This window comes from Enterobacter dykesii (genome assembly GCF_008364625.2).
Lineage (GTDB): Bacteria > Pseudomonadota > Gammaproteobacteria > Enterobacterales > Enterobacteriaceae > Enterobacter > Enterobacter dykesii.
Map to the genome: position 1 here is coordinate 4,479,289 of NZ_CP126604.1, position 25,459 is coordinate 4,504,747.

Below are 25,459 nucleotides of genomic sequence, written 5' to 3' on the forward strand. Positions count from 1 at the left end.
ATTATTCCTCCTCGTTCCCACCCTCTTCATACGCGCCGAAGGGCTTCACTGGCAGAACAATGTAGGTACCTTCAAACACCGCGCCCGCCGTTTCATCGCCAAACAGCTCAACCTGCATCTGTACGCGCGCTTTGCGGCCTCGCGCCAGACGGTCAAGATCGCCACCCAGTGCACCGAGATCGGCCACCGCGCTCGGCTTGCCGCTGATGGGGGCGCTGTAGCGAATATGTGCATCAGCAAGAATAATGGTGCCGCCCAGGTGACGCTCGCGCAGCATGAGCCAGATCAGCCCCCAGCCAGTGAGCGTAGCCAGTGAGAACAGGCTGCCTGCAAACAGGGTGTGATGTGGATTTTGGTTGCCGGTTTCCGGCATGGTGGTAATGAATTTCTGCCCGGTGTACTGCTGAATGCGCACGCCCATTTTTTCACTGAGCGGAATGTGCTCATACCACGCCTGCTGCAGCTGACCGCACCAGTCCGCACGATGCAGAATGTCATCCAGCGTGGCAATGGGTTTAATCATCAAAAAGTGGCGAATCGGCGTGGTCTGCGGGGCGGTAATTTCGCCCTGGTTAACAAAACCGAGCTTGGCAAAGAACTCGACGGCGTCTTCACGGGCGCTACAGGTGACGCGCTTAACGCCTTCCTGACGGGCGACGGACTCCAGCGTCATCGCCATCAGGGTGCCGAGCCCTTTATCCTGCACTGACGGGTGAACCGCCATAAAGCGAATAGAGGCTTCATTGTCGGCATTGATATACAGTCGCCCAACGGCGACGAGGTTACCCTCTTCATCCACCACCATTTGATGGTGCGCCATTGCGTCCCAGGCGTCGCGTTCAGACCCTTTTGGTTGATGTAATGGCTTGCGCAGCATTTCCCAGCGGAACTGGTAATAAGCGTCTAACTCTTCTTCCGTTTGCGGTACTCTAAGGTGATACATAGCTGTACTCTCTCTGGTTACCCGCGGCCACGCCGCCAGTTGGCTCATACCTGGAGCCAGAATGTGACGGGGCCATCGTTCACCAGCGACACCTGCATATCTGCAGCGAATCGTCCGGTTTGCGTATTCATTTCCTGCTGGCGACAACGCTCAACAAAGTACTCGTAAAGTGCTTCTGCACGATCCGGCGCGGCGCCTTTGGAGAAGCTCGGACGCATGCCGCGCTCGGTATCCGCAGCCAGCGTAAACTGGGAAACCACCAGCACGCTGCCGCCCGCCTGCTGGACGTTCAGGTTCATCTTGCCTTCCGCATCGCTGAAAATACGGTAGCCCAGCACGCGCTCACACAAGCGGTTGGCTTTTTGTTCGTCGTCATCCTTTTCGACACCTAACAACACCAAAAGTCCTGGGCCAATTTCACCCGTCACCTCTCCCTCCACGGTGACGCTGGCACGGGTTACGCGCTGTATCAATGCAATCATGGTTGGTCTGCTTCTTGTTGTTTTTCAGCTTCTGCTGCTTTTTTGAGTTCGCGGTATACGCCGAGAGTGACAGTTATTTCCGCACCAAGCAAGACGATACACCAGGTCCAGTAGACCCAGACAAACAAAATGGGGATCACCGCCAGCACGCCGTAAATCAGTTGATAGGACGGAAACATGGTGATATAGAGGGCAAACCCTTTTTTACCGAGCTCAAAAAGCAACGCCGCCACCAGCGCCCCCACAACCGCATCACGGTTAGGCACGCGCGTGGTCGGCACCACGCTATAGAGCAGCCAGAACGAGAGCCATGACAGGATCAGCGGAAAAATGCGAAGCACATTATCAATCACGCCGTTTAAATCGCTCGCCCAGCGCAGAGAAAGAAGATAGGAACTGATCGCCAGGCTAGCCCCCGCCAGCAGTGGACCGAGGGTCAAAATCATCCAGTACACGGCAAAGGAGTAAACCTTAGGACGGATTTTTTTGCTTCGCCAGATGGTGTTGAGGGCACTGTCGATGGAATACATCAAAAGCAGCGCCGTGACGATGAGGCCGCAGGCACCCACTGCTGTCATCTTGCTGGAGTTGGCGACAAACTGCTCAATATAGTTCTGGATGACATCCCCGGTTGCAGGAATGAAATTCGCGAAGACAAAATGGCGAAGCTGCAGGCTGACGTCCGCAAACATCGGAAACGCGGAAAACAGGGCAAAGATGACCGCCACCAGCGGTACCAATGAGAGCAGCGACACGTAGGCGAGGTTACCCGCCAGCGTGGTCATATTGTCCTCATCAATCCGGTGCCAGAGCAGTTTCAGCCAGGCCCTCAGGGGGCGAGTATGGTGCGTGGCTTTTTGATGAACGGTTTTTAGCATAGCTGCTTCGCAAAGTAGTCAGGTATCGTCTCTTTTCCGGTCACCAGAATTGACGTAATACCCAACTGGTTAGCTCCCTCTATATTATCGGCGTTGTCATCGAAAAAGACCGCATCGGCCGCGGTGAATCCTTCTGACTGCAGAACAGCCTGATAAATTCGCGCTTCAGGCTTACGCATCCCCATCTCCTGCGAGAGGTAGATCTTATCCGCCGCCGCCTTAACTTCAGGGTATTCTTCAGGCCAGAATGTGGTGTGCAGACGGTTGGTATTTGATAGCACAACGACCCGATGGCCCTGCTCGCGCAGTTTGTGCATGATGTCGATCACCTCAGGGCGAACCGCCACAAATACCGCCTGCCAGCCGTGGGAAAACTGCTCGTAGCTTAACGAAAGCCCCATCTCCTGGCAGAAACGTTCAGCAAACTCTTCATCGCTGATTTCGCCGCGTTCATGCTGGTGAAAAGTCTCGCCCATCGCGAAATTCTGCTTTAAGGTCGCCAGCGGCACGCGGCTAAAATCGCTCCATGCACCCAACACGCGATTAAAATCGATATCGACGATGACGTTTCCTAAATCAAAGATATAAAGCATGTTTATCTCCTGCTCGCCGTGGAGAGGTAACTGTAGCGGGAAAGATAAAGTTTAGCTATGCACGAGATTCAGCTTAGAGGGAGCAGTATGAAGAACAAAAATTTAGCCAGGAAGATGATATTGGCTTTTGGGCGATAGGCAGGGATAAGTTTTATTTAAGTTCGACTTTGCGAAGATATAGGTTTTAGTTCATTCTGCAAAAAACTATCGAAAAACGCTTCCGTATAATTTTTTCTCATCACCATATTCCCCCATTTTTGCCATGGCAATCCCATTTCGCGCGGCTTTGCTCGAAATCGCAACAAGCTTACTTTACTTAAATTTACATTTTGATACAAACACTCTATTTATCTTCTTTTTTATAATGATAAGTTTACATTACTTTACACATGGAGCTGCACTTTCGTGAAGATTAAAAAGGGATACGTCCTCAGTGCCGTTTTAATAGCTTTACTCTGCGCTTTCGCTATGTATTCATACAATGCCTACCGATTTAAAAAAGCCAGCAGAGATATTTTATATCAACTCTCTAGCCAACTGATTGTGAAGCAAGGGCTTGAACCAAAACTTTCAACCCACCTCGTTTTTGATACGTTATATATCGACGGTAACATATCCAAAGATGATGACAAAATCATTGTGGGGCTTATCAGAAAAAACCTTATCCCTGTCAGAACGATATCGATAAACAGTGGTGGCGGCGATGTCGAAACTGCAATCAAAATAGCACAAGTTATTCATGATAAAGAAATTAACATTGAGGTGAGGCGATTATGCCTTTCTTCGTGTGCTAACTATCTTTTCCCAGCGGCAAAAAATAAAATCATCAACTATGGTTCCATTATTGGCTTCCATGGGTCGCCTAATTCTGATGACAATAAGTTAACAACTACGGTTAACGGAGAAATCAATACAGACACAACAATAACAGATCGCATTTTCTCAGAATTAAGAAAAACGGATAAAGAATTCTACAAAGATATAAATGTGTCATGGATGATGCCACTTTGCGGGCAAAAAGAAAATATTGGTGATCCAGACACAGGTCTGTCGACGTACAGCGAAAAGGATTTTACGCGTTTTGGCGTAAAAAACATTTCATTCACGGATGGTGAAATGGTATGGAAAAAGTCTATGGATATTATGGGTATACCTTTTGCTCACTATTGCAAGGAACATTAATAATGCGTGAACTCAATGATAGCGAATTAAGTAACGTCAGCGGTGCAGGAATGTGGGGTTCTATCGGTAGTGCGATTGGTGGGATGTTCGGTGGCGGTAGTGCTGGTTGTAATGGCAGCTATTCTCACACCAGCACCACTAACAAAGATGGTTCTCACTCTGAAAGCACATCCTTTAGCGGCGGTTGCTCGGTTAACGTTGGTGGTAAAAGCGGTGGTTCATCAAAAGGTAATGGTGGTTCGAAAAGTGGCGGTGGCCGCCAGGGTAATGATCACGGTAGACATTAATTCCTGAATCATTATAACTCATAGCCGCTGATATTTAGCGGCTATTTCCACCCTGCAAGAGGCCAGATATGTTTCGCAAGGAAGCTATTGAACATCAAAGAACCCGGTGGGAAGGGAGAGCCGTTCTTCTGCCGGGCATCCCTTTTGCTTTTATCATATTGCTCAGCTTTTTTTTTATTGCTTCCATTTCTATTTTTATTACCAAAGGTTCCTATACCCGACGCGTAATCGTTCACGGTGAGATAACCACTTTCCCAGGCTCAGTGAATATCTCAGCATCAATGCAGGGTACAGTCGTGCAGAGTTTTGTTAATGAAGGCGATCGCGTAAAAAAAGGTGACGCTCTCTTTCTCATTCATTCGGGTGTATCGACGCAATCAGGCCTGGTTGATGAGAATAAAAAAAAGGAGATCGCGCTACAGATAAATAGTATCAGTGTAATGATGGCAAATTTGAACTCTTCGAAAAAACGTACGCTCAACGCGCTGACCACTCAAAAAGATCATTATCAGTCCAGTTTTAATACCTCATCTAGGTTACTAGTGCAGGCTGAGCGGGAACTGCATCAGATTGAGAAAAACGTTAACGATTACCGTCGTTATCAGGAAAAAGGTCTGGTCACCAAAGACCAGATGAGTAGCCAAAACGCACTACTCTATCAACAGCAGAGCAATGTGTCTGACCTGGTCGCCAGAAAATCACAGGACCAGGTTCAGATCGATGCGCTCAATCAGCAAATCCAGTCCCAGAGCGCTGATTATGACCACCAGATTTACCAGCTTGAGCAACAGATATACGAATTGCAAAAAGAAAAGTTAAATGCAGAAGCGGAAGGTAATTATGTCATCGAGGCAACAGTCGATGGCTTAATCGACTCCATCAATACGGCGCAAGGTAAGATGATCGGCGCAGGCGATGTACTGGCGCGAGTTCAACAGAATATACATTCACCATGCTATCTCGAAACCTGGGTTCCGGATGAAGTTCTTCCTTATCTGGCGATTGGCCAGCGCGTTAATGTCAGTTACGACGCCTTTCCTTATGAAAAATTTGGTCAGTTCAGGGCATCAATATCAGCAATATCCAGGCTTCCGGCATCGAAGCCAGAACTCCTGTCAAAGCAGACCATCGCACATGAATTCTATGACGATAAAAAGTCCTGGTACAAAATCATGATCAAACCTGACCTACAGTCTGTGCAAGTTCATGGAAAACAACTCTCACTGAGCCAGGGAGCCAAAGCGCAGATTTCTCTTTTCCTTGAAAAGAGACATATCTATGAGTGGTTATTATCGCCCTTTTACGAAATGAAAATGAGCGTAACGGATGCGGGTAATGAATAATCTTTATACACTTGAGACGCTGCTGCGCAAGTTGGATCTGAGGATATTTAAACGCATCCCAGTTGTCTTTCAAACTGAAGCGTCCGAATGTGGCCTGGCCTGTCTTTCAATGATATGCAGTTTTTATGGCAAGCAGGTCGATCTACTGCAACTCCGGCAACAATTTAATTTGTCATCACGTGGGGTCAACCTCCATGCGATAAAAGCAATTGCCAGTCAACTGGAGATGTCGTCACGCGCATTGTCCGTGGACCTTCAGGAATTACATGATGTACGCAAGCCCTGCATATTGCATTGGGATTTTAACCATTTTGTCGTACTGATTAAGGTCGATAAGAACGGCGCGGTGATCCACGACCCTGCGTTTGGACGACGGGTGATTAGCATGCCCGAATTGTCCCAACATTTTACTGGTGTTGTGCTTGAGGTATGGCCGGGAACCACTTTCTCAGTTCAAAAAAAGCAAAACAGATTAAAAGCCACCACGTTATTAAAGAATATCAATGGACTGATAACATCACTGACGAAGATATTTTTCTTATCGCTGGTGATTGAGTTGATCAGCCTGCTGTTGCCTGTGGGGACACAATTAGTCACGGATAATGTCATTGCATCCGGAGATTACGGTTTACTTAATATCATCTGTCTTGGGCTATTTATTCTGATTCTGTTACGTTTGACGGTCAGTGTCATACGCTCCTGGACCACGCTGATACTGGGAACACTCATCGACGTCCAGTGGAGTTTTAGCCTCTTTTCTCACCTTATTAAGCTACCGACCACTTATTTTGAAAGACGCAAACTGGGGGACATTCAGTCTCGTTTCCACTCGCTTGATGTGATACGGGCCACTTTTACCACAGGTTTAACTGGTAGCATTATTGATACGCTAATGCTCATGGGTTTGCTGGTAATGATGTTTTTATACAACCTGCAGCTCAGCATGATAGTGGTCTCTTTTACCTCAATATACACCTTCATTCGGTTTGCTACCTATCGATACTATCGCCAGTTATCCGAAGAAGAGTTAATCAAGGAAGCACGTCTTAATTCTTATTTTATGGAAACCCTGTACGGTATCGCGACGATTAAGATTCAGGGGATGACTGACCTGAGAATCGATAACTGGTTTAATCTTTTTTCAGATAAGGTCAATACCGGCATTCGTTTGACGCGAATGGATCTCTTCTTTGGTGGTGTCGTCTCTTTTATCGCCGCCTGCGACCAAATTGTTATCCTGTGGGTTAGCGGCAGGCTGATGATGGATAGTCATTTAACCATCGGTATGTTTATCGCGTTTAACACCTTCAGAAGTCAGTTCTATGACCGAATAAATGCCCTGATCAACTTTATCATTCATCTGAAGATCATCAATTTACATAATGAACGCGTTGCCGATATTGCGCTGCAGGAAGCATCTTCTTCAAAGTCCACCAGCCCGCTGCGTTTACCACACGGAGCCTTAACGCTCGAAACTCAGGATCTGGCCTACCGTTATGATAACCATGCGGACCCTATCTTCAGCAAACTGAATCTGACCATTCATGCCGGGGAGAGTATTGCTTTTACGGGCGTATCGGGTGCAGGTAAAAGCACCTTGATGAAAGTGTTGTGCGGTTTATTCGAACCGTCGAACGGCTGCGTCCGAATTAATGGCATTGATATTAAGCAACTTGGTTTTGAACATTATGCTGAACGCATTGCCTGTATCATGCAGGAAGATAAGCTGTTTTCAGGCTCTATCAAAGAGAATATCGCCGGTTTTCGGCCTGACATTGACGAGCAGTGGATGGTGCAATGCGCCATCGCAAGCCATATTCATAATGACATTTTAAAACTACCAATGGGTTACGAGACACTGATTGGTGAACTTGGGGAGGGGTTGTCCGGCGGTCAAAAACAGCGGATTTATATTGCCAGGGCATTATACCGCAAACCGGGTATTTTATTCATGGACGAGGCGACCAGCCACCTTGATAAAACCAGTGAGAGTCAGGTCAATCAGTCTATACAGGCGATGAACATCACAAGGATTATTATCGCGCATCGCGAAACCACGATTTCATCGGCAGATCGGGTGTTCGTGATAAATGGAGCAGAGTTACGCTAATCCGTGAATTTCGCAGGAAAGAGATAGCTTCCGGACATAATGCCCCAGGTAATGAAGAATTCTGGCGATAATCGAATAAAAAAGCCGCTGATCGCTCAGCGGCTTTTTACATACAGGACAGCGTTAACGCTAACCTGTATTACTCTTCTTTCGCACCGCGCATAGCACGTTTACGATCGTTCTCGGTCAGGTGACGTTTACGGATACGAATTGACTGTGGAGTCACTTCGACCAGTTCGTCATCATCGATGAATTCCAGAGCCTGCTCCAGAGTCATCTTGATCGGTGGAACCAGAACCGTTGCTTCGTCAGTACCGGACGCACGCATGTTGGTCAGTTTCTTACCGGTCAGGCAGTTTACGGTCAGGTCGTTAGAACGACTGTGAATACCGATGATCTGGCCTTCATAAACTTCAGCACCGTGACCCAGGAACAGCTTACCGCGATCCTGCAGACCGAACAGCGCAAACGCAACCGCTTTACCCTGACCGTTGGAGATCAGCACGCCGTTGTTACGCTGGCCCACTTCGCCCGGACGCACGTCGTCGTAGTGGCTGAAGGTGGAGTACAGCAGACCGGTACCGGAAGTCATGGTCATGAACTCAGAACGGAAGCCGATCAGGCCACGGCTTGGGATCACGTAGTCGAGACGTACGCGGCCTTTGCCATCTGGATTCATGTTTTTCAGGTCGCCTTTACGCTCACCCAGAGCCTGCATCACAGAACCCTGGTGCTGCTCTTCAACGTCCAGCGTTACGTTTTCGAACGGCTCTTGTTTACGGCCGTCGATTTCGCGGAAGATTACTTTCGGACGGGAAACCGCCATTTCGAAACCTTCACGACGCATGTTTTCGATCAGAACAGAAAGGTGTAGCTCACCACGACCAGAAACGCGGAATGCATCAGCGTCTTCGGTTTCTTCAACGCGCAGCGCAACGTTGTGCACCAGCTCTTTGTTCAGGCGGTCAAGGATCTGACGAGAGGTAACGAATTTACCTTCTTTACCACAGAACGGAGAGGTGTTGACGTTGAAGAACATGGATACGGTTGGTTCATCAACGGACAGGGCTGGCAGCGCTTCGACGTTCTGCGGATCGCAGATGGTGTCGGAGATGTTCAGTTCACCCAGACCGGTGATAGCGATGATGTCGCCCGCTTCAGCGATGTCGCTCTCGATACGCTCAAGACCCAGGTGAGTCAGTACTTTACCGACTTTACCGTTACGGGTTTTGCCTTCGCTATCGATGATAGTAACCTGCTGGTTAGGCTTCACTTTACCGCGCTTGATACGACCAATGCCGATTACGCCAACGTAGTTGTTGTAGTCGAGCTGAGAGATCTGCATCTGCAGGGTGCCGTCGAGATCGACGTTTGGTGCAGGAACACGGTCAACAATCGCCTGATACAGCGGGGTCATGTCTTCAGCCATGTCTTCGTGGTCCAGACCTGCGATACCGTTCAGCGCAGAGGCGTAAACGATAGGGAAGTCCAACTGCTCGTCGGTCGCGTCGAGGTTAACGAACAGGTCGAAGACCTGGTCAACAACCCAGTCAGGACGCGCGCCAGGGCGGTCAACTTTGTTGATAACAACGATTGGCTTCAGACCATGGGCAAAAGCTTTTTTGGTCACGAAGCGCGTCTGTGGCATTGGGCCATCCATTGCGTCAACGACCAGCAGAACGGAGTCTACCATGGACATTACACGTTCAACTTCACCACCGAAGTCGGCGTGCCCTGGGGTATCAACGATGTTGATACGGTAGTCATTCCATTTAATCGCGGTGTTTTTCGCGAGGATGGTAATCCCACGCTCTTTCTCCAAATCGTTGGAGTCCATCACGCGTTCTTGGGTTTCGGCACGCGCATCAAACGTACCGGATTGCTGCAGCAGCTTGTCGACCAGGGTAGTTTTACCATGGTCAACGTGCGCGATGATGGCGATGTTACGCAAATTTTCGATCACAACTTTGCCTCAGGCATTTAGAAATAGCGCGTTATTGTACACGGATTAATCGCACTACAAAACAGGATCACAAACATCCCCCGCAAACAAGTATTGCAGAGATGCTTTGTGATCGCTTTCACGGAGCGGTAAAAGGGCACTTTAACGTAATTTGCACCAATATGGTGCTCAATGTTCACATTAAAGCACTATACTGGTGCAACAAATCCATTGTGGTGCAGCCCTTTTGCACTATGGTGCGCATGATAACGCCTTTTTAGGGTGATTTAAAAGTTGGCACAGATTTCGCTTTATAAAAAATACATGGCACCAGCCAGTACAAACAGAAATTGAAGACCTCGTTACCACGACGACAATGACCAATCTGGAGAGTTAAGTATGTCCGCTGAACACGTTTTGACGATGCTGAACGAACATGAAGTGAAGTTTGTTGATCTGCGCTTCACCGATACCAAAGGTAAAGAACAGCACGTCACAATCCCTGCTCATCAGGTGAACGCCGAATTCTTTGAAGAAGGCAAAATGTTTGACGGCTCCTCCATTGGTGGCTGGAAAGGCATTAACGAATCCGACATGGTTCTGATGCCAGACGCGACCACTGCGGTCATTGATCCGTTCTTCGAAGAACCAACCCTGATCATCCGTTGCGACATCCTCGAGCCAGGCACGCTGCAGGGCTACGACCGCGACCCACGTTCTATCGCGAAACGCGCTGAAGAGTACCTGCGTTCTACCGGCATCGCGGACACCGTTCTGTTCGGGCCAGAGCCAGAATTCTTCCTGTTCGATGACATCCGTTTCGGTGCCTCTATTTCTGGCTCCCACGTGGCTATCGACGACATCGAAGGTGCATGGAACTCCTCTACCAAATACGAAGGCGGTAACAAAGGTCACCGTCCTGGCGTGAAAGGCGGTTACTTCCCGGTTCCTCCGGTCGACTCTGCACAGGACATCCGTTCCACCATGTGTCTGGTGATGGAAGAGATGGGCCTGGTTGTTGAAGCTCACCACCACGAAGTGGCGACTGCGGGTCAGAACGAAGTGGCAACCCGCTTCAACTCCATGACCAAAAAAGCGGACGAAATTCAGATCTACAAATACGTTGTGCACAACGTTGCGCACCGTTTCGGTAAAACCGCGACCTTCATGCCAAAACCAATGTTTGGCGATAACGGTTCCGGTATGCACTGCCACATGTCTCTGTCCAAGAACGGTACCAACCTGTTCTCTGGCGACAAATATGCCGGTCTGTCCGAGCAGGCGCTGTATTACATCGGTGGTGTTATCAAACATGCTAAAGCGATCAACGCCCTGGCGAACCCAACCACGAACTCCTACAAGCGTCTGGTCCCGGGCTACGAAGCGCCAGTGATGCTGGCCTACTCTGCACGTAACCGTTCTGCTTCTATCCGTATCCCGGTGGTGGCTTCTCCTAAAGCGCGTCGTATCGAAGTGCGCTTCCCGGACCCAGCGGCTAACCCATACCTGTGCTTCGCAGCACTGCTGATGGCCGGTCTGGACGGTATCAAGAACAAAATCCATCCGGGCGAAGCGATGGACAAAAACCTGTACGACCTGCCGCCAGAAGAAGCGAAAGAGATCCCACAGGTTGCTGGCTCTCTGGAAGAAGCCCTGCAGGCGCTGGACGCAGACCGCGAGTTCCTGACTGCAGGTGGCGTATTCACTGACGACGCTATTGATGCTTACATCGCCCTGCGTATGGAAGAGAACGACCGCGTGCGTATGACTCCACACCCGGTTGAGTTCGAGCTGTACTACAGCGTTTAATTAAAGTTGTTTTACCCGGCGCGATAAGCGCCGGGGGTAGTTGCCGTGGAAACTTTTAGCCCATCTCCGGATGGGCTTTTTTCTCCACCAACAACCTGATCTCACGCGCTTTTTACGCCGAAAACGCTATACTGCACTAAATTAGTGCAAACGATTCCAGGAGACTGCTGAATGGCAACTGGCACGCTGCCCGATGCTGGGCAGATCCTCAATTCTTTGATTAACAGCATTTTGCTGGTCGATGACGAGCTGGCCGTTCATTACGCCAACCCGGCCGCGCAGCAGCTGCTCGCCCAAAGCGCACGTAAACTGTTCGGCACACCGCTTCCTGAACTCCTGAGCTATTTTTCGCTGAATATTGGCCTGATGCAGGAAAGTTTGCAGGCTGGCCAGGGGTTTACCGATAACGAAGTCACGCTGGTGATCGACGGGCGCTCGCACATTCTGTCGCTAACCGCGCAACGTCTTCCCGAAGGTCTGATCCTGCTGGAAATGGCGCCGATGGATAATCAGCGTCGACTGAGCCAGGAGCAGCTTCAGCATGCGCAGCAAATTGCCGCCCGTGACCTGGTGCGCGGTCTGGCGCATGAAATCAAAAACCCGCTAGGTGGATTACGCGGCGCGGCGCAGCTTCTGACCAAAGCGCTGCCCGATCCCGCGCTGGCGGAGTATACCAACGTCATCATTGAGCAGGCGGACCGTCTGCGGAATCTGGTAGACCGTCTTCTCGGTCCGCAGCAGCCGGGAATGCACGTCACGGAAAGCATCCATAAAGTGGCTGAGCGGGTGGTGAAGCTCGTCTCAATGGAGCTGCCGGAGAACATCACGCTGGTACGTGATTACGACCCAAGCCTGCCGGAACTGGCCCATGACCCGGACCAGATTGAGCAGGTCCTGTTAAATATTGTGCGTAATGCCCTGCAGGCGCTGGGGCCTGAAGGCGGCGAGATTATTTTACGCACCCGCACCGCCTTTCAGCTCACGTTACACGGCGTGCGCTACCGGCTGGCGGCCCGAATCGACGTTGAGGATAACGGGCCCGGCATTCCATCGCATTTGCAGGACACCCTGTTCTACCCGATGGTAAGCGGTCGCGAAGGCGGGACCGGCCTGGGCTTATCCATTGCCCGCAGTTTGATCGATCAACACTCCGGGAAAATTGAATTTACCAGTTGGCCGGGACATACCGAGTTTTCGGTTTTCCTGCCGATTAAAAAATAAAGGTGACGTTTATGCAACGAGGGATAGTCTGGGTAGTCGATGACGATAGCTCCATCCGTTGGGTGCTTGAACGCGCGCTCACAGGGGCAGGATTAAGCTGCACGACGTTTGAGAGCGGCAGCGAAGTGCTCGACGCACTCACCACCAAAACGCCAGATGTTCTGCTTTCGGATATTCGTATGCCGGGCATGGACGGGCTGGCGCTGTTAAAGCAGATCAAACAACGCCACCCTATGCTTCCGGTCATCATAATGACCGCGCACTCCGATCTGGATGCCGCAGTGAGCGCCTATCAGCAAGGGGCGTTCGATTACCTGCCCAAACCCTTTGATATCGACGAAGCGGTGGCGCTGGTTGAGCGCGCGATTAGCCATTATCAGGAGCAGCAACAGCCGCGCCACGCGCCCGATTTTGGGCCAACGACAGACATCATCGGCGAAGCGCCGGCGATGCAGGACGTGTTTCGCATTATCGGTCGTTTGTCCCGCTCGTCCATCAGCGTATTGATTAACGGTGAGTCGGGAACCGGTAAAGAGCTTGTGGCGCATGCATTGCACCGCCACAGCCCGCGGGCAAAAGCGCCGTTCATCGCCCTGAATATGGCGGCGATCCCGAAGGATTTGATTGAGTCCGAACTGTTCGGCCATGAAAAAGGGGCATTTACCGGCGCCAATACCATTCGCCAGGGGCGGTTTGAACAGGCTGACGGCGGTACGCTGTTCCTGGATGAGATCGGCGATATGCCGCTGGATGTCCAGACACGCCTGCTGCGCGTGCTGGCCGATGGGCAGTTTTATCGCGTGGGCGGCTATGCGCCGGTGAAGGTGGACGTGCGTATTATCGCCGCGACCCACCAGAACCTGGAGCAACGCGTGCAGGAAGGAAAATTCCGTGAGGATTTATTCCACCGTCTGAACGTCATCCGCGTTCATCTGCCGCCGCTGCGTGAGCGTCGGGAAGATATTCCCCGCCTGGCACGCCATTTCCTGCAGGTAGCCGCTCGTGAGCTGGGTGTGGAGGCCAAGCAGCTTCACCCGGAAACCGATGCCGCTCTGACGCGTCTGGCGTGGCCGGGCAACGTGCGTCAGCTGGAAAACACCTGCCGCTGGTTAACCGTGATGGCCGCCGGGCAGGAAGTGCTGATTCAGGACTTACCGGCCGAGCTGTTTGAAGCGACCGCGCCTGAAAGCAGTACCGGGCACGCGCTGCCGGACAGCTGGGCGACGCTGCTGGCGCAGTGGGCCGACCGCGCGCTGCGTTCCGGTCATCAAAATCTGCTGTCTGAAGCTCAGCCAGAGATGGAGCGTACGCTGTTAACTACCGCGCTTCGTCATACGCAGGGTCATAAGCAGGAAGCTGCTCGCCTTCTGGGATGGGGACGTAATACCCTGACGCGCAAGCTTAAAGAGCTGGGAATGGAGTGATCGTACGCCTCTGTGTAAAGCTTATTAATTGAGCGCAAATTGCCGTTATTTTGCGCTTTACTGTTCCGATGAGTTTTGTATGATCGTGCCCGGAAATTGGGGGTGAACATCATGCTGGAAACAATCGTGAATATGCTCTCTAGCGGAGCCGCTGAAAGCCACACGCCACAAACAGCCGTTGCGGCTATGTTGTGCGCGGCGCTGGTTGGGCTGTTTAGCTAGCGAGTTGAACGTAAAAGCCGGGTGGCGGCTTCGCCTTACCCGGCCTACGTTTTGTGCATTTTGCAATGTGCCTTAAATCACCCGCGAGAACTGCTGCAGTCGCGCTTTCTGACGCAGATAAGCGTCAAAGCACATGCAGATATTACGGATCAACAGACGCCCTTTAGGCGTGACCTCAATCGCGCTCTCCGACACATCCACCAGCCCGTCTTTCGCCAGCGGTGCAATCAGCTTCAGGTCTTCCGAAAAATAATCCCTGAAGTGCAGCTCCCACTGCGACTCAACGTCGCTGAAATCGAGACGGAAGTTGCAGATTAGCGCCTTAATCACATCGCGCCGGAGGCAGTCGTCGCGCGTTAACGCGATGCCTCGCCACAGCGCGTTGCCCGTTTCATCAACCTGCTGGTAGTAAAGCTTCAGCTCTTTCTGGTTCTGCGCGTAGCAGTCGCCAATCATGCTGATAGCGGAGACGCCCATCCCCAGCAAATCGGTATCGCCCTGGGTTGTGTAGCCCTGGAAGTTGCGGTGCAGAACGCCTTCACGCTGCGCAATCGCCAGCTCGTCATCCGGACGGGCAAAGTGATCCATCCCGATAAACTGATAGCCGGTTTCGGTCAGCGAGGTGATGGTTTCCTGCAGAATATCCAGCTTCTGCTGGGCAGAAGGAAGATCGGCATCTTTTATTTTGCGCTGAGCGGCAAAGAGCGTCGGCAGATGCGCATAGTTAAAGACGCTCAGGCGGTCCGGGTTGAGTTCGGCCACGCGTTTCAGGGTGAAGGCGAAACTTTCCGGCGTTTGTTTTGGCAGGCCGTATATCAGGTCAATATTGGTCGAGGTGAAACCGATCTCACGCGCGTGATTGAGTAAGGCAAAGATAAATTCTTCGTCCTGCTCGCGGTTCACCAGACGCTGAACCTCTTTATTGAAATCCTGCACGCCCATGCTCAGACGATTGAAGCCTTCGGCGCGTAAGTGATCCAGTACATCGAGTTCAATTTCACGCGGATCGACTTCGATCGAGATTTCAGCGTCGGCGTTAAAACTGAAATTGCCGCGCAGCAGCGTCATCAGGCGGCTTATTTGCGCTCTATTCAGATAGGTTGGCGTACCGCCGCCCCAGTGAAGCTGGCTGACGTGACGGCCAGCAAACAGCGGCGCGCGATGCACAATTTCTTGTTCGAGCGCATCAAGATACTGGTCGGCTTTGTGCTGCTGACGGGTAACGATTTTATTGCAGCCGCAGAAGTAGCAGAGCTTGTGGCAGAACGGAATATGGACGTAGAGCGACAGCGGACGCTCAGGATAGCGCGCGACAGCCTGCTGGAAATCAGCCTCGCCGAAGGCATCGGAGAACTCCAGCGCGGTGGGGTATGACGTATAACGCGGCCCGGAATAGTTATATTTCTGGATTAGGGCCAAATCCCAGTCGATAGTTGGTGCTGACATGCTCACTCCTTCCGTTGGTGTCGCGTTCGTATACGGCGGCCCGTTCTGGCCCCATTGCGGGCCATCATTCGGGTGCGCAGCCACTTCTGTCGCCGCGACAACCGCCGTAGTTTAACGAATAACCACACCAGATAACATATAACCGGAAGGGTTATAAGCAGGACTATCGTGCCTGCAGGGTGCAAATGTTAGTTTCCACCCTTCAGAAGGCGCATCATATCTTCCTGCTTCTCGTCTTCTTCTTCATCTTCGTCATCGTCGTATGACAGGCCCAGCTTCTGCATCAGTTCATCGATACGATCCAGTTTGGCATCCACCCATGACTGCTCTTCAGCGGTCAGGGTTTCCCCCTCTTCAAGACGTTCCAGCAGCGCGTCCAGGCGCTCATCGTTCTCCAGCAAATCCAGCTCAGCCTGCGGTGAAAGCATAGGTTTCTCGCTCTTTGGTTTGTGCTGCTTAGTGACCGGGGTGTCTGTCACGCCCAGTGGAATGGGAGTTTTACTGCCGATACGAGGGTCTTTCTGCTGTTTGCCTTTTGCAGAAGCACCCGCTGCACCACCACCGTTGGCACGGCTACCCGCAGCGTGACCGCGATGTTTTTTGTCGCGTTTGCGATCGCGCGCTTCCTGGTTCAGTTCTTCGCGCGTTTTGCGGCGTGCTTTTGCAGGGCGTTTCGCGCCCGCAGCGGAGGTTGGTTTTTTCATGATGTTTTATCTTTAAGTCGTTTTCTTCAGTATAGAATTGCGGCGAAATCTAGCAGAAAGCAAGCAAAGAAAAAAGGCGACAGAGCAATCTGTCGCCTTTTTTCCTGACTCACAACCCTTAGCGGGTCAGACATTCCGTGTTTGCCAACAACAAACCCTGTTTATCCCTTGGCTAATACCGTCCGTGATACGGTTCCATTTCCTTCTAAAACGCCTCCAGGCGCTGGTCATCCTGACAATCCTGCGTCTTCGCCTCCTGGCGCTCCTGACCCTAATCCTTAAGTCGATTTCCTGTTGGCTTCCTCGCCCTGACGCACACTTTACCTTGTTCCGTTAAACTAACAAGCAACGAAACGGTACAAAAAGGATTTTTCAGACAATTACCCGGAAATAAGCTTATGATTTAAAACAGTTTGGCTTTTTTGACGCCTGCGAATTCTCTGAAATCTCCCATAGCATCACTGGCCGATCTCTCACATCGGCTGGGGCATTTGCCTACACGTCATAGCAATCAGAAAAGCCTTTTGCCTGCATTCGGGTATAATCCCCTTCAGATTACGATTTTGGAGACGACCACGTGACTACCTGGAACTACCAACAGACGCATTTTGTCACCAGTGCGCCCGATATTCGCCACCTTCCTTCTGATACCGGTATTGAAGTGGCATTTGCTGGCCGCTCCAATGCGGGGAAATCCAGCGCCCTGAATACGCTGACCAATCAGAAGAGCCTGGCGCGTACCTCAAAAACACCTGGCCGTACTCAGCTGATCAACCTGTTTGAAGTCGCAGAGGGCAAACGCCTGGTCGACTTACCGGGCTACGGTTACGCGCAGGTACCGGAAGAGATGAAAATCAAGTGGCAGCGTGCGCTGGGTGAATACCTGGAAAAACGCCTGTGCCTGAAAGGTCTGGTGGTGCTGATGGATATTCGCCATCCCCTGAAAGATCTGGATCAGCAGATGATCGACTGGGCTGTAGCAAGCGATATCGCCGTGCTGGTGCTGCTGACGAAAGCCGATAAGCTGGCGAGCGGCGCGCGTAAAGCGCAGGTGAATATGGTTCGCGAAGCGGTGCTGGCGTTCAACGGTGATGTGCAGGTTGAGCCGTTCTCCTCGCTGAAAAAGCTGGGCGTGGACAAGCTGCGTCAGAAGCTCGACACCTGGTTTAGCGAGCTGGAACCCGCGACGGAAGCGGAAGAAGAGTAATACCGAGCGCGGCGATAGCCGCGTTTTTTTTTGCCTGAATTTTCTTTGCCGCAATAAAAAACGCCCCAGTCATTACTGACTGGGGCGGCTAAAATATTCAGCCAAATCCGATTACGTGAAGTAAAAGGTCTGAAAGATAGAACATCTTACCTCTGTACCCTACGCCGACAACTCTACCCCTTTTTGTGCTGCAGAAAAAGCACTTTTTGTAGTTTTTTTTCATTCTTTACATAGGGAATTCTAATGATTGTCACAAAACGCGCGTTGTTATGTTGCAAACTTACATAAAAGGCGCGTTATGTGAAGAACCGTTAGTGAGCCTGATCCCAGTTTTCGCCACTTCCCACTTCCACCAGCAACAGCACGTCGAGCGTCATGCTGCTTTCCATCAGTTCGTGGATCTTCTTCGACACGGCGTCGAGGTCGTCTTTGTGCACTTCAAATACCAGTTCATCGTGTACCTGCATGATCATTTTCACGCGAGGCTTCTCTTTTTCCAGCCAGGCATCAACGGCGATCATTGCACGCTTAATAATGTCCGCCGCGGTACCCTGCATCGGGGCGTTGATCGCCGCACGCTCTGCGCCAGCGCGACGCGCCGCGTTGCTGGATTTGATGTCCGGTAAGTAGAGACGGCGGCCATCCAGGGTTTCGACGTAACCTTTTTCCTTCGCCTGCGCGCGGGTGCGTTCCATATATTCCAGCACGCCCGGATAACGCTCGAAGTAGAGATCCATATACTTCTGCGACTCTTTGCGCGGAATGTTGAGCTGGCGCGAAAGACCAAATGCACTCATGCCGTAAATAAGACCGAAGTTGATCGCCTTAGCGCTGCGGCGCTGCTCGTTGGTCACGCTCTCCAACGGCAATCCGAAGACTTCCGCCGCGGTTGCCCGGTGGATATCCTTCCCTTCGGCAAACGCGGTCAGCAGGCCTTTGTCTCGCGACAGATGCGCCATAATACGCAGCTCAATTTGCGAGTAGTCAGCAGAGACAATCAGATAATCCTCTGGTGCGATGAAAGCCTGGCGAATACGGCGGCCTTCTTCGTTACGTACCGGGATGTTCTGTAGGTTAGGATCGGTCGACGAGAGACGACCGGTCGCCGCGACAGCCTGATGATACGACGTATGCACACGACCCGTTTTCGGGTTGATCATCAGCGGGAGCTTGTCGGTGTAGGTAGACTTCAGCTTCGCCAGACCGCGGTACTGCAGAATCACTTTTGGCAGCGGGTAATCCAGCGCCAGCTCTTCCAGCACCTCTTCCGAGGTTGACGGCGCACCGCCAGGAGTTTTCTTCAGCGGCTTGATGCCCTGCTTTTCAAACAGGATGGTCTGCAGCTGCTTCGGTGAAGAGAGGTTAAACGGCTCGCCTGCAAGCTCATGCGCTTTTTGCTCGAGCTCGGTCAGACGCTGCGCCAGCTCCCCGGAGTGGTTATGCAGCACCGTTGGGTCGATTTTCACGCCGTTGCGTTCAATGCGGGACAGCACGGGCACCAGCGGCATCTCGATATGCTGGAACACGTTCAGCGGACCTTCATGCTTCTGCAGTTTTGGCCACATCTTCAGGTGCAGCTGCAGCGTGACATCTGCGTCTTCCGCCGCGTAGCGCCCCGCTTCTTCCAGAGCAATCTGGTTAAAGGTGAGCTGATTTTTCCCTTTACCGGCAATCTCTTCAAAGGTAATCGTTTTGTGCTTGAGCCAGCGGTCAGATAAGGAATCCATATCATGGCGGCCCGCGACGCTGTCCAGAATGTAGGATTCAAGCATGGTGTCGAAGGCAATCCCGCGCAGTTCAATGCCGTAGTTTTGCAGAATGCCGCGGTCGTACTTGAGGTTTTGCCCAACCTTGAGCGCCTTTTCGTCTTCCAGGATCGGCTTTAGCAGCTCAAGCACGCGTTCACGGGAGATCTGCTCCGGCGCATCCAGGTAATCGTGCGCCACAGGAACGTAGGCGGCAATACCCGGCTCTGTCGCAAATGACAGACCAACCATATTGGCAGAGATGTTATCAAGACTGTCAGTTTCGGTATCAAAGGCAAAGACCGGCGCCTTTTTCAGTTTATCGATCCAGGCGATCAGCCGTGACTCTTCAAGAATGGTTTCGTAGTTGTCGAAGGAAAGCGCCACGGCTTCTTCTTCCGCCTGCTCTTCTGCGTCAACGACGATCGTCTCCTTCGGCTTTGCAGCAGGTTTAGCCCCTTTCGCCTGCAGCCATTTACCGGCTTCCACGTCAGCGGTCCAGCGCTTGAACTCGTATTTCTTAAACAGGCTCAGCAGATCGTCAGCGGAAGGCTGTTGCACTTCAAGCTGCTCACAGCCCAGCTCCAGTTCGACATCGGTTTTGATTGTGGCCAGCTTATAGGAGAGATAAGCCACCTCTTTGTTCTCTTCCAGTTTTCCGGCCATGGTTTTTGCGCCACGGAAGGAGAGCCCGGCGATTTTATCCGATTCCGCGTAGAGCGTGTCCAGACCACCCAGCCCCTGGAGCAGCGCCTGCGCGGTTTTTTCACCGACGCCAGGGACACCCGGGATGTTATCCGAGGAGTCGCCCATCAACGCGAGGAAGTCGATAATCAGCTCAGGCGGCACGCCGTACTTTGTGACCACTTCTTCTGGCCCCAGAATGGTGTTGGTCATGGTGTTAATCAGGGTGATGCCTGGCGTCACCAGCTGCGCCATATCTTTATCACCGGTGCTGATCAGCACAGGACGCCCCATCTTTTCTGCTTCACGCGCCAGCGTACCGATGACGTCATCGGCCTCAACGCCAGAGACGGCCAGCAGCGGTAGCCCCATCGCTTTTACCATGGTGTGCAGCGGCTCAATCTGCGCGCGCAGATCGTCAGGCATTGGCGGACGGTGAGATTTGTAATGCTCAAACAGCTCGTCGCGGAAAGTTTTACCTTTCGCATCAAAGACCACAGCCGCATGGGTTGGCTGATACTGAAGGATCAGGCTGCGCAGCATGTTCAGCACGCCGTACATTGCGCCGGTGGGTTCCCCTGCGCTATTGGTCAGAGGAGGAAACGCATGATATGCCCGATACAGGTAGGAAGAGCCATCGACGAGAATAAGAGGGTTTTCTGGGATCTGAACCATAATGTCCGTGCCTTTAATCAATTTATGGGTAAAGGATGCCACAGAAGGATGAAAACATCAGGTATTAGCGCCAGATACAGGAAAAGATTTTGCGATCGTGAGGATCGCTCGCAAAAATCAAACTGTGGATAAGTTTGTGTATATTTTCACTTCATATGAATAACAGACGTAAAAAATACATATGCGTTAATTTTTAGATCTTAATTATCATGCTGTTATAGCATTAGATCTTATCTATATGGTCAACTGATGGCAATTTAGTCTATGTGGATATAAGCCTTGTTAAGCGCGCAATCACAGAGAAATCGTCTGCTACAGGGTAAAAGCGGCCAAATCATCACGTCAAAGAGCCATTAATTTGTCCGTTTTCTGGTAAAATCAGCGCCCGGCGTCGCATAGCCGACCGCTAACTTACAGCTAACTACCTGAAAAAGCTCATCATGCCGAGATTGCTCGCAGCAATAACATTACTGTTAAGCATCATTTTAACTATCCTGGTGACTGTCGCCTGCTCTGTGCCGATCATCATCGCCGGGATCGTTAAACTGCTGCTGCCTGTCCGTGGGGTGTGGCGAGCCGTGTCCGCATTTTGTAATTTCATGATGTACTGCTGGTGCGAAGGACTGGCGATCCTGCTGTGCCTGAATCCGCATCTGAAGTGGGATATCAAAGGGCTGGAGAGTCTTAACAAGAAGAACTGGTATCTGCTGATCTGCAATCACCACAGCTGGGCGGACATCGTGGTGTTATGCGTACTTTTTCGCAAACACATCCCGATGAACAAATATTTTCTAAAACAGCAGCTCGCCTGGGTGCCTTTTATCGGGCTGGCCTGCTGGGCACTTGATATGCCGTTTATGAAACGCTATTCGCGCAGCTATTTGATTCGTCATCCCGAGCGTCGCGGCAAAGATGTGGAGACCACGCGCCGTTCCTGCGAAAAGTTTCGCGCGCATCCTACGACCATCGTGAACTTTGTTGAAGGCTCCCGGTTTACGGAAGAGAAGCATCAACAAACTCGCTCCCCTTATCAGCATCTGCTGCCGCCAAAGGCTGCGGGTATTGCGATGGCGCTTAACGTGCTGGGAGCACAGTTCGATAAGCTCCTTAACGTCACGCTCTGCTATCCGGAAAACGATAAGACGCCGTTCTTCGATATGCTCAGCGGCAAACTGACGCGCATTGTTGTGCGTGTCGATCTGGTTCCGATAGATGCCGGGCTGCACGGTGATTACGTTAACGATAAGAATTTCAAGCGTCGTTTCCAGCAATGGCTTAACACGCTCTGGAAAGAGAAAGACGAGCAGATAGACAATATTAAATCTTCATACAAAAACGCCGGTCAGTGACCGGCGTTTTTACATCAGCGAAATTACTTCTTCTCAACCAGGTATTTCACGGTATCAGCATACTGTTGTACGAAGATATCCATGCTGCTGGTGTCCATGCCCTGCATGTTCAGCTGGTATTTGCCGTTAACAAACATCGCCGGAACGCCCTGAAGCTGAAGGTCAGCAGCTGCTTTTTCCTGCTGAGCAACCAGAGATTTCACCACAAAGCTGTTCCATGCAGCGTCATACTCTTCACCTTTCACGCCGGCATCAACGAACACTTTACGAATATCCGCAGTGGTCTGAACGGTCTGGGTTTTCTGTACGGCTTCAAACATTGGCGCAGTGATCTTATCTTCCACGCCCAGTGCCATCGCAACCGCCCACGCCTGGGTCAGGTCTTTACCCAATGGGCCCAGGAACTCGACGTGGTACTTGGTCATTTTGGTGCCTTCTGGCAGCTTTTTCTTAACGTTGTCAGACACATGCAGAACCTGCTCGAACTGATAGCAGTGTGGGCAATAGAACGAGAAGAACTCCAGAACCTGTGGCTCGCCAGCGACCGGCTTGTCCAGCGTGATGAACTGTTTTCCGTCGGTAAACTGCGCAGCAGAAGCGCTAAATGCCAGAATCATACCTGCCAGCGCCAGCCAAATTTTTTTCATGATTAACTCTCTCCTGGGTGTGTCCAATTAATACATCGGCGTTAATTGCAGAGGGGGTTCCTGAAGAACCTTAACCTGCTCAGTAAATGTAGATATCTGGCTACGCCAGTAATCCTCTCCGGTAAGCCACGGGAAATTCCGGGGAAATGCGGGATCGTCCCAACGCCTGATTAACCATGCGAGATAATAAACAAAACGCATCGCACGTAAAGGCTCAATCAGGGCAATTTCGTCTGAATTAAACGGGCTAAATTCTTCATAAGCTTCAATAATGGTTTCAAGCTGCATGCGTTGCTCGGCTTTATCACCATTGAGCAGCATCCACAGGTCCTGAACCGCTGGCCCCATACGCGCATCATCGAGATCGACAAACAGCGGGCCATCACGCCAGAGGATATTTCCGGCATGGCAATCGCCATGCAGGCGCAGGACGGAAATATCGTCGCGCCAGAAGGTTTTAACAGCAGCAATGAGCTTATCGGTGGCGTTGAGGAAATCATCCTTTAACGCAGTGGGGATCATGGCAGACGTTTCGAATATTCCGCGTGGCTCAATAAGGTATTCCTGAATCCCGATAGTCGGGCGGGCAATAAAGGCTTTTTTGCGTCCCGTCTGGTGTATGCGCCCAAGATAGCGGGCAACCCACTCCATCTGATCGATATTATCCGCTTCAAACTGGCGGCCACCCAGGCTCGGGAATACAGCGTAGTAAAACCCTTCGTGCGTGAGGAGCGTTTGGTCATTGAATTTTAGCGGTGCGGCAACGGGAACATCGTCATCCAGCAGATCGTGAGCAAACTGATGCTCTTCCTGAATTTGTTCTGCGGACCAGCGTTCAGGACGATAGAATTTTACGACGAAGCGCTGACGATCCTCATCCTGAAACTGATAGACGCGGTTTTCGTAGCTGTTTAACGGTGTTAACCCGGAATCCACCCGAATACCCTGTTCAAACAGGGCATCCATAATGGTGTCCGGGTGTAATGTCTGGAAAGTAAAAGCCTGGTCGTTCATCCGATCATCCGGAAATTATACGAATGATTCAGGATATCATCTTGTGGCGATTTCGGTGCCGCCGCTTACAAGCTTTTACTCTTTAATTACGCCTCGGGCGCGCAGTAATGCGGTCTTAAAATCTTCCTCATAATCTTTCTGAATACCAGGAATAACAGCATCTTTGGCAGAGTCACGCATTTTAAGGTGATAGATCAGGATGTCGTCAGAAAGGTCTGCCAGATCACCGTCAAAACCTGACTCTTTCGCCAGTTTCTGTAAAAATTGCATCAGATTTAGCTCTGGCTCTTTTTGCCAGGCGGGCTGGAGGAGTTCAATAACTTCATTCAGACGTTTACATTTCATGGTGGTGCTCCTTTCATTTAGAGTGACACGTTAGCAGGGTCAATCCCACAATAAAAGAGGCGATATTCGTGAATCTTAGCCAGGAAATCATTGGGGTCGTTCTGGCAGGTGGCAGAGCGACGCGAATGGGGGGAAAAGATAAGGGGCTTCAACGCCTGAACGGCAAACCCTTATGGCAATGTGTCGCTGATACGCTCGCAGGCCAGGTGTCGACAATGGTCATCAGTGCTAACCGGCATATCGACATTTACCAGCTCAGCGGGTATGCCGTTTACCAGGATATCCTTGAGGATTACCCGGGACCGCTGGCCGGGATGCTTTCGGTCATGCAACAGTCTCACGGAGAGTGGTTCATCTTCTGTCCCTGCGATACCCCGTTTATTCCGTCCTGTCTTGTAGAACGTTTGTTGCTGCTTCGCGGTACGGCTCCTGTGGTTTGGGTACATGACGGCGAGCGTGATCATCCTGCTATCGCATTGATGCATCGATCGCTAGCGCCAGCTCTGCAGTCCTATCTGGCTGCGGGAGAGCGCAGGGTGATGGCTTTTATGCGCGAGTCTGGCGGTCATCCCGTTGATTTTAGCGATTTAAAATCAGCTTTTTTGAATGTGAATACGTGTGAAGATTTGCAGATGATGCAGGAGAAAAGATGATACCTGTTGTCGCCATTTCCGCCTGGAGTGGGACCGGAAAAACCACGCTGCTGAAAAAACTCATTCCTGCGCTTTGTGCCAGAGGTATCCGTCCAGGATTGATTAAGCATAGCCATCACAACATGGATATCGATATGCCAGGAAAAGACAGCTATGAGCTGCGTAAGGCCGGAGCAGCGCAAACGATGGTAGCAAGTCCTCAGCGCTGGGCGTTAATGACAGAAACGCCGGATGAGGTGCCGCTGGATCTCGCTTATCTGGTCAGTCGGATGGATCATGCCATGCTGGATCTGGTGCTGGTTGAGGGATTTAAGCATGAGGCAGTGCCTAAGATCCTGCTGTTCAGAAGCGATGCCGGGCATGATTTCAGCGAATTAACGCTGGATGAGCATGTGATTGCGGTGGCCAGTGATGTTGTATTGCCGCTTGAAGTTCCGATGCTGGATTTAAATGATGTGGAAGGGATTGCGGAGTTTATAGTGGAGTGGAGTGCCATCTGACTTACCGTGGGGCGGTTTCGCCCTACCCGGCCTACAAATTTCTGAGGTGCTTAA

At 51.3% G+C, this 25,459-nt stretch carries 23 protein-coding genes; 12 read left to right on the forward strand and 11 right to left on the reverse strand.

What is annotated here, in order from left to right; genetic code table 11:
• Position 1: 1 nt before the first annotated feature.
• The 4 genes from fabY to yihX are packed head-to-tail and all read right to left on the reverse strand — an operon-like array spanning position 2 to position 2,896.
• On the reverse strand, positions 2-943 hold the full coding sequence (fabY, locus tag F0320_RS21405; protein WP_185807273.1) for a fatty acid biosynthesis protein FabY: 942 nt from the start codon (positions 941-943) through the stop codon (positions 2-4).
• 44 nt (positions 944-987) lie between these two features.
• Positions 988-1,425, reverse strand: coding sequence for a D-aminoacyl-tRNA deacylase (gene dtd, locus F0320_RS21410; RefSeq protein ID WP_008501836.1), 438 nt, complete (start codon positions 1,423-1,425; stop codon positions 988-990).
• On the reverse strand, positions 1,422-2,303 hold the full coding sequence (locus F0320_RS21415; RefSeq protein ID WP_126330967.1) for a virulence factor BrkB family protein: 882 nt from the start codon (positions 2,301-2,303) through the stop codon (positions 1,422-1,424). The genes dtd and F0320_RS21415 overlap by 4 nt, the downstream gene beginning before the upstream one ends.
• Positions 2,297-2,896 carry a glucose-1-phosphatase gene (gene yihX, locus F0320_RS21420; RefSeq protein ID WP_126330965.1) on the reverse strand — a complete coding sequence of 200 codons (600 nt, stop codon included), beginning with the start codon at positions 2,894-2,896 and terminating at the stop codon, positions 2,297-2,299. The genes F0320_RS21415 and yihX overlap by 7 nt, the downstream gene beginning before the upstream one ends.
• A 405-nt stretch (positions 2,897-3,301) precedes the next feature.
• On the opposite strand from yihX, the gene F0320_RS21425 reads away from it, so the two are divergent.
• The 4 genes from F0320_RS21425 (at position 3,302) to F0320_RS21440 (ending at position 7,818) form a co-directional block, all read left to right on the forward strand.
• A complete protein-coding gene (locus tag F0320_RS21425) occupies positions 3,302-4,078 on the forward strand; it encodes a hypothetical protein (protein WP_126330963.1) in 777 nt (258 codons plus the stop codon).
• A 2-nt stretch (positions 4,079-4,080) separates the two neighbouring features.
• Positions 4,081-4,365, forward strand: coding sequence for a hypothetical protein (locus F0320_RS21430; protein WP_126334599.1), 285 nt, complete (start codon positions 4,081-4,083; stop codon positions 4,363-4,365).
• A gap of 68 nt (positions 4,366-4,433) precedes the next feature.
• Complete coding sequence (locus F0320_RS21435; protein WP_126330960.1) at positions 4,434-5,708, forward strand: HlyD family secretion protein; 1,275 nt, start codon at positions 4,434-4,436, stop codon at positions 5,706-5,708.
• Complete coding sequence (locus tag F0320_RS21440) at positions 5,701-7,818, forward strand: peptidase domain-containing ABC transporter (RefSeq protein WP_126330958.1); 2,118 nt, start codon at positions 5,701-5,703, stop codon at positions 7,816-7,818. The genes F0320_RS21435 and F0320_RS21440 overlap by 8 nt, the downstream gene beginning before the upstream one ends.
• A 139-nt stretch (positions 7,819-7,957) precedes the next feature.
• On the opposite strand, the gene typA is transcribed toward F0320_RS21440, so the two are convergent.
• Positions 7,958-9,781 carry a ribosome-dependent GTPase TypA gene (typA, locus tag F0320_RS21445; RefSeq protein WP_047624623.1) on the reverse strand — a complete coding sequence of 608 codons (1,824 nt, stop codon included), beginning with the start codon at positions 9,779-9,781 and terminating at the stop codon, positions 7,958-7,960.
• 378 nt (positions 9,782-10,159) lie between these two features.
• On the opposite strand from typA, the gene glnA reads away from it, so the two are divergent.
• The 4 genes from glnA (at position 10,160) to F0320_RS21465 (ending at position 14,436) form a co-directional block, all read left to right on the forward strand.
• Positions 10,160-11,569: a glutamate--ammonia ligase gene (gene glnA / locus F0320_RS21450; RefSeq protein ID WP_149323974.1), complete on the forward strand. Its 1,410-nt coding sequence runs from the start codon at positions 10,160-10,162 to the stop codon at positions 11,567-11,569.
• Between the two features lie 171 nt (positions 11,570-11,740).
• Positions 11,741-12,790 carry a nitrogen regulation protein NR(II) gene (gene glnL / locus F0320_RS21455; protein ID WP_047652977.1) on the forward strand — a complete coding sequence of 350 codons (1,050 nt, stop codon included), beginning with the start codon at positions 11,741-11,743 and terminating at the stop codon, positions 12,788-12,790.
• Positions 12,791-12,801: 11 nt separating this feature from the next.
• Complete coding sequence (gene glnG / locus F0320_RS21460; RefSeq protein ID WP_023309765.1) at positions 12,802-14,214, forward strand: nitrogen regulation protein NR(I); 1,413 nt, start codon at positions 12,802-12,804, stop codon at positions 14,212-14,214.
• Positions 14,215-14,325: 111 nt separating this feature from the next.
• Positions 14,326-14,436, forward strand: a complete 111-nt coding sequence (locus F0320_RS21465) for a YshB family small membrane protein (protein WP_023333898.1) — start codon at positions 14,326-14,328, stop codon at positions 14,434-14,436.
• Positions 14,437-14,508: 72 nt separating this feature from the next.
• On the opposite strand, the gene hemN is transcribed toward F0320_RS21465, so the two are convergent.
• Both hemN and yihI read right to left on the reverse strand, forming a co-directional pair.
• Positions 14,509-15,882: an oxygen-independent coproporphyrinogen III oxidase gene (gene hemN / locus F0320_RS21470; RefSeq protein ID WP_126330956.1), complete on the reverse strand. Its 1,374-nt coding sequence runs from the start codon at positions 15,880-15,882 to the stop codon at positions 14,509-14,511.
• 188 nt (positions 15,883-16,070) lie between these two features.
• Positions 16,071-16,586: a Der GTPase-activating protein YihI gene (yihI, locus tag F0320_RS21475; protein ID WP_032644299.1), complete on the reverse strand. Its 516-nt coding sequence runs from the start codon at positions 16,584-16,586 to the stop codon at positions 16,071-16,073.
• Positions 16,587-17,163: 577 nt separating this feature from the next.
• Between yihI and yihA the strand changes: the two genes are divergently transcribed.
• Positions 17,164-17,793: a ribosome biogenesis GTP-binding protein YihA/YsxC gene (yihA, locus tag F0320_RS21480; RefSeq protein ID WP_029741470.1), complete on the forward strand. Its 630-nt coding sequence runs from the start codon at positions 17,164-17,166 to the stop codon at positions 17,791-17,793.
• Positions 17,794-18,104: 311 nt separating this feature from the next.
• Here the strand turns inward: yihA and polA are convergent, their stop codons facing one another.
• On the reverse strand, positions 18,105-20,897 hold the full coding sequence (polA, locus tag F0320_RS21485) for a DNA polymerase I (protein WP_126330954.1): 2,793 nt from the start codon (positions 20,895-20,897) through the stop codon (positions 18,105-18,107).
• 440 nt (positions 20,898-21,337) lie between these two features.
• On the opposite strand from polA, the gene F0320_RS21490 reads away from it, so the two are divergent.
• Entirely contained in the window at positions 21,338-22,246 is a 909-nt protein-coding gene (locus F0320_RS21490) for an acyltransferase (protein WP_126330953.1), read from the forward strand.
• Positions 22,247-22,269: 23 nt separating this feature from the next.
• On the opposite strand, the gene dsbA is transcribed toward F0320_RS21490, so the two are convergent.
• The 3 genes from dsbA to F0320_RS21505 all read right to left on the reverse strand — a co-directional run bounded on the left by dsbA (position 22,270) and on the right by F0320_RS21505 (position 24,252).
• Positions 22,270-22,893: a thiol:disulfide interchange protein DsbA gene (gene dsbA / locus F0320_RS21495; protein ID WP_033146975.1), complete on the reverse strand. Its 624-nt coding sequence runs from the start codon at positions 22,891-22,893 to the stop codon at positions 22,270-22,272.
• Between the two features lie 27 nt (positions 22,894-22,920).
• Positions 22,921-23,907, reverse strand: a complete 987-nt coding sequence (locus F0320_RS21500; RefSeq protein WP_047652973.1) for a serine/threonine protein kinase — start codon at positions 23,905-23,907, stop codon at positions 22,921-22,923.
• A gap of 75 nt (positions 23,908-23,982) precedes the next feature.
• Positions 23,983-24,252, reverse strand: coding sequence for a YihD family protein (locus F0320_RS21505; protein WP_008501866.1), 270 nt, complete (start codon positions 24,250-24,252; stop codon positions 23,983-23,985).
• 68 nt (positions 24,253-24,320) lie between these two features.
• Between F0320_RS21505 and mobA the strand changes: the two genes are divergently transcribed.
• Complete coding sequence (gene mobA, locus F0320_RS21510; RefSeq protein WP_126330951.1) at positions 24,321-24,905, forward strand: molybdenum cofactor guanylyltransferase MobA; 585 nt, start codon at positions 24,321-24,323, stop codon at positions 24,903-24,905.
• Positions 24,902-25,405 (forward strand): molybdopterin-guanine dinucleotide biosynthesis protein MobB, encoded by a 504-nt coding sequence (gene mobB, locus F0320_RS21515; protein WP_126330949.1) that lies wholly within the window; start codon positions 24,902-24,904, stop codon positions 25,403-25,405. The genes mobA and mobB overlap by 4 nt, the downstream gene beginning before the upstream one ends.
• Positions 25,406-25,459 lie beyond the last annotated feature (54 nt).

Bases quoted from the DNA above. Each gene is read 5' to 3' on its own strand.
- fabY (WP_185807273.1), bottom strand. From the start codon at position 943: ATGTATCACCTTAGAGTACCGCAAACGGAAGAAGAGTTAGACGCTTAT.
- F0320_RS21505 (WP_008501866.1), bottom strand. From the start codon at position 24,252: ATGAAATGTAAACGTCTGAATGAAGTTATTGAACTCCTCCAGCCCGCC.
- polA (WP_126330954.1), bottom strand. From the start codon at position 20,897: ATGGTTCAGATCCCAGAAAACCCTCTTATTCTCGTCGATGGCTCTTCC.
- F0320_RS21430 (WP_126334599.1), top strand. From the start codon at position 4,081: ATGCGTGAACTCAATGATAGCGAATTAAGTAACGTCAGCGGTGCAGGA.
- yihX (WP_126330965.1), bottom strand. From the start codon at position 2,896: ATGCTTTATATCTTTGATTTAGGAAACGTCATCGTCGATATCGATTTT.
- F0320_RS21490 (WP_126330953.1), top strand. From the start codon at position 21,338: ATGCCGAGATTGCTCGCAGCAATAACATTACTGTTAAGCATCATTTTA.
- glnA (WP_149323974.1), top strand. From the start codon at position 10,160: ATGTCCGCTGAACACGTTTTGACGATGCTGAACGAACATGAAGTGAAG.
- dtd (WP_008501836.1), bottom strand. From the start codon at position 1,425: ATGATTGCATTGATACAGCGCGTAACCCGTGCCAGCGTCACCGTGGAG.
- glnG (WP_023309765.1), top strand. From the start codon at position 12,802: ATGCAACGAGGGATAGTCTGGGTAGTCGATGACGATAGCTCCATCCGT.
- F0320_RS21440 (WP_126330958.1), top strand. From the start codon at position 5,701: ATGAATAATCTTTATACACTTGAGACGCTGCTGCGCAAGTTGGATCTG.
- glnL (WP_047652977.1), top strand. From the start codon at position 11,741: ATGGCAACTGGCACGCTGCCCGATGCTGGGCAGATCCTCAATTCTTTG.
- F0320_RS21435 (WP_126330960.1), top strand. From the start codon at position 4,434: ATGTTTCGCAAGGAAGCTATTGAACATCAAAGAACCCGGTGGGAAGGG.
- F0320_RS21500 (WP_047652973.1), bottom strand. From the start codon at position 23,907: ATGAACGACCAGGCTTTTACTTTCCAGACATTACACCCGGACACCATT.
- hemN (WP_126330956.1), bottom strand. From the start codon at position 15,882: ATGTCAGCACCAACTATCGACTGGGATTTGGCCCTAATCCAGAAATAT.
- mobB (WP_126330949.1), top strand. From the start codon at position 24,902: ATGATACCTGTTGTCGCCATTTCCGCCTGGAGTGGGACCGGAAAAACC.
- F0320_RS21465 (WP_023333898.1), top strand. From the start codon at position 14,326: ATGCTGGAAACAATCGTGAATATGCTCTCTAGCGGAGCCGCTGAAAGC.
- yihI (WP_032644299.1), bottom strand. From the start codon at position 16,586: ATGAAAAAACCAACCTCCGCTGCGGGCGCGAAACGCCCTGCAAAAGCA.
- dsbA (WP_033146975.1), bottom strand. From the start codon at position 22,893: ATGAAAAAAATTTGGCTGGCGCTGGCAGGTATGATTCTGGCATTTAGC.
- F0320_RS21415 (WP_126330967.1), bottom strand. From the start codon at position 2,303: ATGCTAAAAACCGTTCATCAAAAAGCCACGCACCATACTCGCCCCCTG.